Consider the following 12,595-nt stretch of genomic DNA (forward strand, 5'->3'; position numbering starts at 1 on the left):
TAACACCGTTCTAACACCTGTCTGACACCTAATCCGCCAGCTTGCTCAGCTGCAGCCAAAACTCCTCTATCCGTAAAATCGCTTTTAAAAAATCCTCCATCTCAATCGGCTTCGTTACATAACTGTTGGTATGATTCTCATACGCCAGATTGATATCCTTCTGATTCGAAGAAGTCGTTAACATAATTACCGGTATCTTCTTCAACTCCGGATCCTGCTTGATTTCACTTAATACCTCATGCCCGTTTAAAATTGGAATATTGATATCCAGAAGTATTAAATCAGGCTTTCTTTCATTGGCAAAATCCCCCTTTCTATGCAGAAAATCCAACGCATCCCGCCCATTCTTCACCACACTGATATCGGTTTTGATCTTGCTCTCCTCAAAAGCATCCAGGGTTAACACAATATCCCCTTCATTATCTTCTACCAACAGTATATGAACAGGTTTCATGGGTTGATTTATTTTTTGATGGTAAAGTAAAAACTGGTTCCACTGCCAACCTCGGATTCTACCCAGATCTTTCCTCCCCAGCTTTCCACATGCTTTTTTACAATGGATAGCCCAATCCCCGTTCCCTCATACTCATCCCGGTTATGCAGCCGCTGAAAGATAATAAATATCTTATCATGGAATTGTGGATCAATACCTATACCATTATCTTTTACCTCAATGATCCATTCTTTTGCCGCTTCGCTTACCCGCAGCTCAACCACCGGATTCACACCGGTTCTGGAATACTTTACCGCATTGTCAAGCAACGCATGCAGGGTTTGGGTCAGCGGTGCCCGATAGCCCTGTACCACCGGTAAGGGATCCTGCACCAATTGCGCCGCTTTATCTGCAATTATTTTTTTTCTCAGCAACATATAATCCGCAACAATCTCCTCCAGATGAATCCATTCCATCGCTCCGCTCACCCTCCCGGCTCTGGAATACTCCAGCAGATCCAGGATAATTTTTTTCATCCGCTTGGCCCCATCCACCGCAAAATGAATGTACTGATGCGCTTTGGGATCCAGGTCTGCACCATATTTGCGCCTAAGCTGATCCATAAAGCTGGAAATCATCCGAAGCGGCTCCTGCAAATCATGCGAGGCTATAAAAGCAAACTGCTCCAGCTCCTCATTGGCCTGCTCCAGCTCCCGGATCTTGCTTTTCAGGTCCTCATTCAGCTGCCTCAATTCCTGCTCATACACTTTCTGATACGTGATATCACGCATTGCCCCCACCATCCGAACCGGCTGCCCTTTTTTATCCCGCATCACAATACCCCTGTCTATCACATTGGCATAGGTTCCGTCCGCTTTGAGGTACTGGTATTCTTCCTGCCAGATCGATTGGGTTCTGTCATCCAATACCCGCTGTAAGGATTGCAATACCAATTCTCGTAAATGTTCCGGTATATGACTGGTCCAGGCGTCCAGCGTTGGCGTAATTTTTTCTACCTCATAGCCAAACAGCGTAGAAAACCCATTGCCCCAGAACAGACTGTTTTCAACCACATTCCAGTCCCAGATGGCATCATTGGTTACCTCACTCACTTTCTCAAACCGCTCATTGGCATCGCGCAACCGGATATCGGCTTCCTTCCGCAGGGTGATGTCTTTAAAATACACCGATAAACCCGACTCAGACGGATAAGCCGTTACCTCAAACCAGATTTGCTGCGTGGGATAATATTCTTCAAAACTGATGGATTCACCGGTTTCCTTGGCCAGCTGATAATTTCGGTAAAAATCAGAGTCAATGGCATCTGCATACTCCGTCCATAAATGACGACCAACAATTTCCTCCCTGGATTTGTGTAATACCTTCTCCGCCATCTGGTTCCAATACGTCACAATCCAGTTATTGTCCACCGCAAAAAACGCATCCCCAATACTTTCCAGAATGGTATTTCTTTCTTCATAGGCTTTATGAAGCCGCATATCCGCCTCCTTTTTTAAGGTGATATCCCGGAAGAAAACCGAAACTCCATCCTCTGTCGGATACGCATTTACCTCCAGCCAGATGCCATAATAATCCTCAAACCGTACCGCCTGTCCGGTTGCCAACACCTGGTTATAATAGGTGTAGGAGGGAAGCTTGACCGCATCCGGAAAAACATCCCACAGGTTCTGGTGCAGCACCTGCTCTCTTTTTACATGCAGGAGTTCTTCTGCAATCCGGTTCCAATAAGTAACCACAAAATGGCGGTCCATCGTAAAAAATGCATCCCCGATACTTTCCAGAATCTTTGTTCGGTCCTCAAAAGCCCGTTTTAATTCCGCTGCTGCTTTTTTACGGTCATCAATATCCTGATAACTTCCAAAAATCCTTACACACTCATCCAGCACAAATTCACCCTTACCCATACACCTGATCCACCGCAGCTTTCCCTTTGCCGTTCGAATCAGTAATTCTTCATCAAAAGGAACCTGTTCTCCTATCAGCCTCTTTACCGCTGCCTGAATCTTATTCCTGCTTTCCGGCTCATAAAATTCAAATCCACCGGTTAAAGAAGGGGTATAGTTTTTATCCACTTCCAGAATGGTACGTACCATGGGCGACCAGTACATCGAATCATTGCCGGCATCCTTGAGGTTTAATTCCCAACTGCCCACCCGGGCCATTTTGGAAGTTTCCTCATATAACAAAGTGGCTTTTTTCTCTTCCGTTATATCAAATACCATCGAGTTGAACACCACGGTTCCGTCTGGCAGAAAATAAGGGGTTCCTGATCCTTCCTGCCAGCCTACCTGTCCGTTTGGATAGATATATCTCCACTGACTCTGCCATTTCGATTGGTTGGTGATAGCCAGGTTGATATTCCGCATCACTTCAATGAAATCGCCCCCCAGTTTTACCTGGTTCCATACCAGCCCCGGGTTTTTAATGCAGTCCTCCCGCTTTAATCCCCAGATTTTTTCCGCAGCCTTGTTGACAGATCGTAATTCTTCACTGCCATCAGGATATACCAGGTATTGAAAACTTGCACCGGGTAAATCATCCATGATAGATTGCAAACGCAGTTCCGTTGTCTTGCGGTCATGGATATCCTGAAAGCTGCCAATAATCCGAATACAGCGTCCCTCCCTCATTTCTGCCTTCCCAATTACCCGCACCCATAATTCCTTTTTTTCCGTGGTTATGATGATGGCTTCAAAATCAAAAGGGGCGGCTGTTTCAATGGTGACCTGGATGGCAGATTTTACCAATTCCCGGAAATCAGGCCGATAAAATTCAATGCCTTCCGAAATATTGGGAATAAAATTGGCCGGATCGGTGCCGTGTAAGGTATGCACCATATCTGACCAGTATAGCTTTGAATTAACCAGATCAATTTCCCATCCACCCATGCGGGCAAGGGACAGCGATTCTTCCAGTAATTCACCCAGCTTTTTTTCAGCCGTTATATCCTTGGCCGAGGCAAAAATGATGCCTTCTTCAATTGAAGAACTGCAGTTCCAGCTCAGCCAGATGATCTTGCCCGATTTGGTTAAATATCGATTCTCATATTGAAAATTGGAATTGCCTGCTATCAGTTGGCCAATCTCAACATGCGATATTTTTTCATCCTCCGGATGAATAAAACGGCTATAATGCTGACCTATAATTTCCTCCTCCGCATATCCCAACAAGGCACAACCGGCTGAATTGATTTTTAAAAATTGGCCATTGAAATCGGACAGGCAGATCAGATCAGGAAGGGATTGAAAAAGACGTTCCAATTCCGTTTCAATTTTCTTTCGGTGGATCTCCGAACCAATATAGTTTTCCAGTTTACTTAAAGTGGGCGCCAGTTGTTTGATAGATTGTCGCGGCTTTTGTGCACCCACAATCATTACACCCACCATATTTCCATCATGCAGGAGCGGAATACCCATGAGTGATTGAATATCGGCTGCCCGCGCTGCTTCCATTCGCAATAAGACCTGCTTATCATCCGACTTATCAGCTACCCAGGCTTTTTTTGAAGCCCATACATGGCCCTGTATTCCTTCATTCAATTCAAATTCATGGATATTGGCCGAAAGTTGGAAAAAATCTTCTCCTGCTTTATCACGTGCACAGGAAGCCTTTATCTGCAACTTATCCTGCCGGGTGGAAGGCAGCCAAATCTCCGAGAAACTGAATCCGCCAAAACGGCTTACTTCCTCGCAAACAAGTTGCAGGGAATTGTGCAGGTCCATAGTTGGACTGAATACCGTACTGATACTGGCTAACAGCGCCTTTTCAAGTTCCCTGTTCTTTTGTTGGGTAATATCTTTTTCAATGGCAATCCAGTGGGTGTACCAGCCTTTCTCATCCGCAACCGGATTCACCGTAAAATTGATCCAGAATTCTTCGCCCGATTTTTTATAATTGATGGTGGATATTTCACAGGGTTCCCAGTTTTTTAAGGCGGTTGACAGGCGGGCAATTTCTTCGTAATCTGTATTGGGACCCTGTAATAGTTTGGGCGATTTGCCAATTACTTCTTCTTTTGTATAACCGGTCAGCTTGGTAAAAGCCTGGTTAACATAAACAATCCGGTGACCGATTCCTTCAACAGGGTCAGCCTCCGTAATTATGACAGAATCGTGCGTATTGGTAATAACACTTTCCAGAATTTTCAGCCGTTGTTCTTCTTCTTTTTGCAGGGTAATATCCCGCACCGTTCCTTCAAACGCAATGGGCTGGCCTTCCTTGTTTCGTTCAATCCGCCCGATTTCATGCACCCATTTTATGCGATGGTCGGGTAGCAGGATCCGGTGAATAAAATCAAGTGTTTTTTCTCCATTAAAAGCTGCCATCTGCTCATTGAAAAATTCCTTCTGATCATCCGGATGTATAGTGGTTAAAAACCTGTCAAAATCCACGGGAAAGTCTGATTGGGATCGCCCCCAGATTTCATAAACCTCCTCCGACCAGCTGAGTTGTTGTCCATCTAATTCCAATCTCCAATAGCCTAAATGCGCAATGCTGGAGGCTGCTTTTAATTTCTTTTCTGAATCCTTCAGTTCTGTCAGCTGCTGTTGTATTTCGGTAACATTTATTGCAGAAATCATGATGGCATCCTGCGCTGCAAATTGCAGGCGATGGCCATAGATATCCATCAATATGCGCTCACCTGATTTTTTCAGATGGTTGAAGATGCCGAAATGAAGAATGCCCTCTTTTTCAATGGTATGGGCGCGCGTTTCCAGCATTCGGGGAATTTCTTCCTCCGTCCGAAGATCAAGAATGGTTTTAGTTAGAAATTCATCCCGGGAATATCCGTATAAATGGATGGCCGCCTGATTTACTTCGAGAATTTCAAATGTTGAAACATTGTATACCCAATTGGGTATGGGGTTAAACTGAAACAGCGTGCTGAAATCGTTATGGGTTGGTTGCATATCGGTATTGCTTGTGCTGGTTCTATGGTGTTAACAGCAAATAAATAGGCGGACTTTATTTTTGGTGAAAAAATTTGGAAAAGGTATTATCAAATATAAATTAAAAAGATTTTGTAAACGCTGTGGCTGGATGTATTTCTACCCGGTCTCTAAACATAACACTTAGGTGGATTCGAAATTCTTTTTTTTCGGTTAAACTATATAGTTAGATCAAATTTTTTACGTTGTGGAGGGAAGGAAACCAAAACTAATTCCGGATGTTAAACAATAATAGTGTACCTTATAAAGGCGAATTTTACAATTTTATGCTTCCCGGTTTATTTGAGTCCGTATTTGCGGCTATTACCAACCCCTGTTTGTTGTTGGAACCGGATGTTCCGAATTTTCAAATTATAACGGCTAATCAGGCCTATCTGGATATTACCGGTACCAAACTGGAAGATATTCAAAACAGGAGTTTTTTTGAAGCTTTTCCCCTCAACCCTGCTGAAATGGAGGCAGATGGGGTTCCTAATTTACGCCAGTCATTAACAGATGTAATCACTACAGGTTCGGTGCAATACATGCATCAGCAGAAATACGATCTGCCGATACGCTCCTCCACTACAGCTTTTGAATTGCGCTATTGGGATGTGGTGAACAGTCCGGTTAGGAATGAACAGGGTGAACTCATCGCCCTGTTACATACGGTTACAGATGTTACGGAAAAGGTACTGTTCGATCGAAAACTACGGCTGAATGAAAATCGCCTGCATTCGCTGGTGCAGGAAGGCAGTGACCTGATAGCCATTCTGGATCTGAATGCAAACTATAACTATGTCAGTCCCACTTCCCTTGCGGTACTTGGGCTGGATCCGCGTGAGCTGGTTGGGAAAAATGCCTTTGATTATATCCATGAAGGCGACCGGGTATCGGTTATGGAACAATTCAGAAGAATCGAATCAGAGTCGCGGATTCTGCTGGAGCCTTTTCGATTCCAGCATGCAAATGGTGCCTGGCACTGGATTGAAACCATTGCAGTAAATCTGCTGCAGGATCCTTCCATTAATGGCATTGTGGTTAACTCCAGAGATATTACGCATCGCATTAAAGCAGAGCGACAAAAACAGGTACTGGCGGATATCAGTCTGGTGTTTAATGAATCGGGCCCCTTCGTGGAAACCCTGAAAGAAATGGTGGATCTGCTTTCTTCCAAAGGACCCTATGCCATTGTGGAATGCTGGTTGACGGATCCTCAAAGCCGGCAACTGAATCTGTTGGCAAAATTTGGTGCTAAGGAGGAAGAAGGAAATGCAGACTGGAAAGAGCTGGTAATGCAGGCAATAAAAACTGGTGAGCCTGTAAAACGCAGCGGCGTTTATGCGATACCACTGTACCATCACCAGGGTATAAATGCAGTATTGGTAACCGTTAGTTCGGAAGGAGAGGAGGAGCAGGATTTTATTTTACGCAGTGCAGGCATCCGTTCTTTTATAGGTGGAGAAATTTATCGCAAACAACTCGAGCATGAACTGAACCAGGTTTTTTCACTGTCTGAAGACATTATCTGTATTGCCAGTTTTCAGGGCTATTTTAAGAAACTGAATCCTGCAGCAATGCGGATGCTTGGTTATAGCGAAGCTGAATTATTGAGTCGTCCCTGGATTTCGTTCATCCATCCCGATGATAAACGGATAATTGAAGAGAGATTTTCATTGCCACCTGTTTCGGGTGAACGCTACTTTTTTGAAGTGCGATTTTTATCGGCAGAAGGTAAAATCATCTGGATAAACCTCACCCTTACAGCATCGGTTGAAGAACAGTTGTTTTATGGTACCGGGAAGGACAGTACCGATAAAAAAAAGCTGGAAGATCTGCTGGCAAAATCATTACAGCTTGCGCAAATCGGAAGTTGGGAGCTGGATCTGCAACAACCCGGGGAGGGATCGCTTTACCTCTCGGAAATTACCCGTTCTATTTTGGAAATCCCGCCAGATCAGCCGGTGAGTCTGGCAGAGGGAATTGATTTTTATACGGGCGATAGCAGGGAGCGGCTGGAAGCAGCCTTGCAGGATCTTATGAATGGCGGTCGTGAATACGATCTTGAATTGCTGATGAGGACGGCCGGGGGAAAAGGGAAATGGGTGCGTGCTATTGGTCGGTCAGAATGGCGGAATAATACATGTGTTCGGATTTTCGGAAGTTTTCAGGATATCCATGCCGCAAAGCTGGCGCAAATTGCGGTGCGAAACAGCGAGGAGAAATTGCGGCTGGTTATGAATGGTGCCTTGGATGCAATCGTTTCAATAGATACGGAAGAACGGATTACCTTTTGGAATTCGAGTGCGGAAACAATTTTTGGTTGGACAGCAGCAGAAGTGATGGGTTTACCACTGTCCGAATTTATTGTACCGGCTGCCTACCGCGGACGGCATTCGCAGGGCATGAAACGATACCTGGCAACGGGTGAAAGTCAGATCCTGAATCAACTGCTCGAATTACCGGCTGTGCGGAGAAATGGGGAGGAGTTCCCGATTGAGCTGACGGTCATCCCTATACGACAGGAAGGAGAAATTTCTTTTTGTGCATTTATAAGAGATATTACCGATCGGAAAAAAGCCGATCAGAACCTGCGCGATTCGAAGGAGCGATTTGAAAAAGTGGCGCAGGCCACCAATGATGCGATCTGGGATTGGGATCTGGTGGCGGGTTCCATTTATCGGGGGGCAGGCTTTGATCGGTTGTTGGGATATGAGGTGGAATCGGTTCGTACGATCCGGGAATCCTGGTGGGATCATGTACATGCCGATGATCAGGCGGAAGTGCAGCGAAGTATGGAAGAGGCGATGGCGGATCGGGAAGTATCACATTGGGAAATGGAATATCGGCTGGTGCGTGCGGATAGTGAGGTAATCAGTGTGTTGAATCGGGGTATGATCATCCGTAACCAGCAGGGTGAAGTGGTTCGCATGGTGGGTGCACTCAGTGATATTACCTATCGCAAAGAGTTTGAATTATCACTCCGGAACCTGAACCAGGAACTTATACGGACCAACGAAGAATTGGCGGGATCAAATCAGGAATTGGAACAGTTTGCCTTTATTGCTTCTCATGATTTGCAGGAGCCCCTTCGTATGGTAACAGGATTTCTGAGTCAGCTACAAAGGAAATACGGTCCGCAGCTGGATGAGAAAGCGCGGCAGTACATCCATTATGCAGTGGATGGTGCGGCAAGGATGCGGCTGATCCTGCTGGATTTGCTGGAATATTCGCGTGCCGGGCGGACTGAGTTGAAACTGGAGCGGGTGGATCTGAATTTGCTGCTCGGGGATGTACGGCAATTATTGCAGGTACCCTTGCGCGAATCGGGTGCGGTGCTGGAACTGGGCGATCTGCCGGTGCTGCAAACCAGTTTGATTCCGCTGCAACAGGTATTCGTCAACCTGATCAGCAATGCGATCAAATACAGTCGGGAGGGGGTGCCTCCGGTGATTCGGGTATCGGCTGCGCTGGTGGATGGCCATTGGCAGTTTTCCGTTTGCGATAACGGGATCGGCATTGAGGAGGAGTACTATCAGAAGATCTTCCTTATTTTTCAGCGGCTGCAGGTGAAGAGCGATGCGGGCGGTTCCGGAGTTGGCCTTTCGATCACCCGCAAAATCATCGAACGACTCGGCGGCCGCATCTGGCTCGAATCCATTCCCGGTTCCGGCTCCTGCTTTTTTTTCACCCTTTAGGTGTCAGACACCAGTGAGACAGGTATCAGACATATGTCTAAGAGTGTTCTAACATGTATCTGATACCTCTCTAACAGCGTTCTAACACCTGTCTGACACCTAATCCGTAAATTGCAGCATGCTTTTCTTTAAGAAAAAAACGCAGCCCCGAATCGACCTCTCCGGAATTGGTACCGATATGCACTCCCACCTGCTGCCCGGAATTGATGACGGCGCTCCCGATGCAGAAACAGGCTTACAACTCCTTACCGGCCTCCAGGAACTCGGCCTCCAGGGATTCATTACCACCCCCCATATTCTCTGGGATCTGTATAAAAACACCAACCAGACGATCGAACCCGCAAGACATACCCTGCAGGCTGAATTAACCCGCACCAATAATCCGGCTACCCTCTCCGCCGCAGCCGAATACCTGATTGATGATTATTTCTCGCGCCTCTTACAGAATAAAGCCCCCCTTCGCTGCCTGCGCGACAACTATGTACTGGTTGAATTCTCTTTCGTCAACCTGCCATTCGACTGGAAACAGGTTTTCTTTGACCTGCAAATCCAGGGCTATCAGCCCGTTCTCGCACATCCTGAACGCTATTCCTACCTCTTCAACAAATGGACGGTTTTTGATGAACTGCGCGATATGGGAATCCTGTTACAGGTCAACCTGAACTCCCTTACCGGCTATTACGGCAAACCCATGCTGCAACAGGCGCAACAACTGATTAAACAGAATAGAATCGCCTTCCTCGGCTCAGATATGCATCACCAGCGGCACCTCGATGCCCTTCGCCAATCAACCAGTCTCATGCCTCTCGTACAGGAAACCCTGGCCTCCCCTACCTGGATCGGCTTTCGCTAAACTACCGGGATCGGGTGCATTCCAGCGCAACTGCACCAAGAAAACGGCTTTCATTTTCCACCAGCCGAAACATGGGATCCGGACTGTCATTAAAACTGCAACGGCGAATCTGCGCGAAGCCCGCATTTTTTAATTCTTCCGCCAGCGAGGCATGATCCCACATCCACAGATGATTGGCATTACCCATGTATGAAGAAATGAATCCTTTCAACCCCCGGGGCCGCTCTTCCAGTCCAAAAATCATATTCCGGATGAATTTGATACTGGCCGATGCCTGTCCCGCTTCCAATGATTGAAGATACCCACGTGCCATTTGCTCCAGATCCGGAACCACCAGCCGAAACGGCGCTCCGGGTTTCAATATTTTAAAGGAATTCTTTAACGCAACACGGAGATCATTCAGTGAAAGATGCTCAAGTGTATGTGAACAATACAGCCCATCACAGGACTGATCGTCCACCGGCAATCCCCTGATAATATCACCATATTGCACATTGGCCGGAAAATTCGTGTTCAATTGCCTGCGCAATAAACTTCCAACCAACGGAATCTTTTGAATCCTAAGCGTCGGTGAAACATCAAAATTCGTCCATTCTGCCGGTGCTGATAATCCACATCCGTATTGTACATACTGAGCCATGTCTTCTTTTCAAATTTTCGTGAATATACTTCGAGCACCTGAATTTCAGCATATTTTGTACGCCCATCCAGGGATTTTACCCGTCGGGTGCCGATGGTTGAATACATTTCATGAAACTTTACATGTTTAGCCTTTGGATAAAAAAAATTAAACAATATTTTGCCTGAAAGCCAACTTTTTCTTGCTGATTTCTGTTTAATTATTTATCTTCAAACTTAAACAAGGAAATCTGAGGTTATGAACGCATTTACCATTAAGGACCTTGAAAACCTGTCAGGAATTAAGGCCCATACGATCCGGATCTGGGAGCAACGGTACAATTTCCTGAAACCCCAGCGAACTGATACCAATATCCGCCAATACAGCAGCGATGAACTGAAAGCCGTTCTGAACATCGCCCTGTTGAACAAATACGGGTATAAAATTTCACATATCGATAAAATGGGGGCGGAAGAAATCCGCGATCGCATCATCACCCTCGGCAATATCCAGGCCCAGCAGGAACGTCTGGTGAATGAGCTCATCCAGCACATGGTGGACCTCGACCTCGAATCCTTCGAAATCGTGCTCGATGAACACATCAAGGCCCGCGGAATTGACAAAACAATAACGCAGATAATCTTCCCTTTTCTCGAAAAAATCGGGATTTTGTGGATGACCAATCACATTAATCCGGCTCAGGAACACCTGGTAACCAATATCATCCGTCAAAAACTGATCGTCGGCATCGAAGGTGCCTTCTCTCACGTAAAAGTGAACCAGACCGGTCTGCTCTTCCTGCCCGAAGGAGAGTACCATGAAGTAGGCCTGCTTTATATGTACTACCTGTTGAAAGGACGTGGCATGAATGTTTTATACCTGGGAGCAAACGTACCGTTGAAAGATGTTGAGTTTGTCGCCAACCTTAAAAAACCCGACTTCCTGTATACGCACCTGACCTCGGTAGCCAATAATTTTAATTTTGAGAAATTTCTCACCAATTATCAGCTCCGTTGCTCCACTCATACCCTGGTTATTTCAGGCATGCTGACCCAGCAGTATAAGAAGAAAGTTCCCTCGAATGTGGCCTTCAAAAAGTCACTTCCCGAAGTAATGGAATTCATCTCGGCTATTCACTAATTTTTAACAGTGAAACCAGCTGGATTCGTTGGTGAAACAATGAATATTGTTTAAATTTGGATACCTAACAATTAAACACACAACCATGTCTAACGTAGATTTTAATGAGATGCTGGTAGACAACGCAGAGTTTCTGCGTCCCTTCGCAATCACGTTAACGCGGGATAATGAAGCTGCTCAGGACCTGTTTCAGGAAACCATGTACCGTGCTATCGCGAACCGCGAAAAATACAATGTGGGAACAAATATCAAGGCATGGTTGTACACCATCATGCGGAATATTTTTATCAATAATTACCGCAGAAAAGCCAAACAGAACACCATCTTCGATCATACCCCGAATGATTTCCTGCTTAATTATAACCAGGCAACTACTGCCAATGCAGCAGAAGCCAACCTGAAAATGAAAGAAATACAGGGATATATTCACAAACTCCCGGAAATCTTCCGCAACCCCTTCCTGCTCTATTTCGATGGATTCAAATACCACGAAATCGCCGATATGCTGGGAGAACCCCTCGGTACCATCAAAAGCCGGATTCACTTCGCCCGTAAATTGCTGAAAGCGCAGATAGAGAGATAGGAGGAAGGGGAGACAAAGGAGGAAAAGGAGGAAAAGGAGACAAAGGAGGAAAAGGAGACAAAGGAGGAAAAGGAGAAAAGGAGGAAAGGGAGAATGTGCGGGAATAATATTACTTTCAGGCCTACTTATTTTCTAACGCTAAAATTATCTTCTAACCGCTAAAGTTATCTTCTAACGCTAAAATTATTTTCTAACTGCAAAAATTAAGTTAGGTCATACTGTGTTATGGTGCCACGACTTTCACTTTTCACTTTTCACCATTGTAAATTCACCTTTCACCTTTCACATCTAACCTTTCACCTCTCACCTTTCACCTTTCA

General features: G+C 45.6%; 7 protein-coding genes. 4 read left to right on the forward strand and 3 right to left on the reverse strand.

Annotation, left to right across the window (positions count from 1 at the left end; all coding sequences use genetic code 11):
- Positions 1-28: 28 nt before the first annotated feature.
- Together B2746_RS13475 and B2746_RS13480 are read right to left on the reverse strand one after the other, a co-directional pair.
- Positions 29-454: a response regulator gene (locus B2746_RS13475; RefSeq protein WP_290794861.1), complete on the reverse strand. Its 426-nt coding sequence runs from the start codon at positions 452-454 to the stop codon at positions 29-31.
- Positions 455-462: 8 nt separating this feature from the next.
- Positions 463-5,364 (reverse strand): PAS domain S-box protein, encoded by a 4,902-nt coding sequence (locus tag B2746_RS13480; protein ID WP_290794864.1) that lies wholly within the window; start codon positions 5,362-5,364, stop codon positions 463-465.
- Positions 5,365-5,621: 257 nt separating this feature from the next.
- On the opposite strand from B2746_RS13480, the gene B2746_RS13485 reads away from it, so the two are divergent.
- On the forward strand, positions 5,622-9,080 hold the full coding sequence (locus B2746_RS13485) for a PAS domain S-box protein (protein WP_290794867.1): 3,459 nt from the start codon (positions 5,622-5,624) through the stop codon (positions 9,078-9,080).
- 118 nt (positions 9,081-9,198) lie between these two features.
- Positions 9,199-9,933, forward strand: a complete 735-nt coding sequence (locus tag B2746_RS13490) for a tyrosine-protein phosphatase (protein ID WP_290794870.1) — start codon at positions 9,199-9,201, stop codon at positions 9,931-9,933.
- Position 9,934: 1 nt separating this feature from the next.
- Here B2746_RS13490 and B2746_RS13495 read toward each other — a convergent pair whose 3' ends face one another.
- A complete protein-coding gene (locus tag B2746_RS13495) occupies positions 9,935-10,573 on the reverse strand; it encodes a class I SAM-dependent methyltransferase (RefSeq protein ID WP_290794873.1) in 639 nt (212 codons plus the stop codon).
- A 237-nt stretch (positions 10,574-10,810) separates the two neighbouring features.
- Between B2746_RS13495 and B2746_RS13500 the strand changes: the two genes are divergently transcribed.
- Together B2746_RS13500 and B2746_RS13505 are read left to right on the forward strand one after the other, a co-directional pair.
- Positions 10,811-11,692 carry a MerR family transcriptional regulator gene (locus B2746_RS13500; protein WP_290794876.1) on the forward strand — a complete coding sequence of 294 codons (882 nt, stop codon included), beginning with the start codon at positions 10,811-10,813 and terminating at the stop codon, positions 11,690-11,692.
- Between the two features lie 85 nt (positions 11,693-11,777).
- Positions 11,778-12,275: an RNA polymerase sigma factor gene (locus tag B2746_RS13505; protein ID WP_290708918.1), complete on the forward strand. Its 498-nt coding sequence runs from the start codon at positions 11,778-11,780 to the stop codon at positions 12,273-12,275.
- Positions 12,276-12,595 lie beyond the last annotated feature (320 nt).

This window comes from Flavihumibacter sp. UBA7668 (assembly GCF_002483205.1).
In the GTDB taxonomy this organism is placed as follows: domain Bacteria; phylum Bacteroidota; class Bacteroidia; order Chitinophagales; family Chitinophagaceae; genus Flavihumibacter.

Bases quoted from the DNA above. Each gene is read 5' to 3' on its own strand.
- B2746_RS13475 (WP_290794861.1), bottom strand. From the start codon at position 454: ATGAAACCTGTTCATATACTGTTGGTAGAAGATAATGAAGGGGATATT.
- B2746_RS13480 (WP_290794864.1), bottom strand. From the start codon at position 5,364: ATGCAACCAACCCATAACGATTTCAGCACGCTGTTTCAGTTTAACCCC.
- B2746_RS13485 (WP_290794867.1), top strand. From the start codon at position 5,622: ATGTTAAACAATAATAGTGTACCTTATAAAGGCGAATTTTACAATTTT.
- B2746_RS13490 (WP_290794870.1), top strand. From the start codon at position 9,199: ATGCTTTTCTTTAAGAAAAAAACGCAGCCCCGAATCGACCTCTCCGGA.
- B2746_RS13495 (WP_290794873.1), bottom strand. From the start codon at position 10,573: ATGGCTCAGTATGTACAATACGGATGTGGATTATCAGCACCGGCAGAA.
- B2746_RS13500 (WP_290794876.1), top strand. From the start codon at position 10,811: ATGAACGCATTTACCATTAAGGACCTTGAAAACCTGTCAGGAATTAAG.
- B2746_RS13505 (WP_290708918.1), top strand. From the start codon at position 11,778: ATGTCTAACGTAGATTTTAATGAGATGCTGGTAGACAACGCAGAGTTT.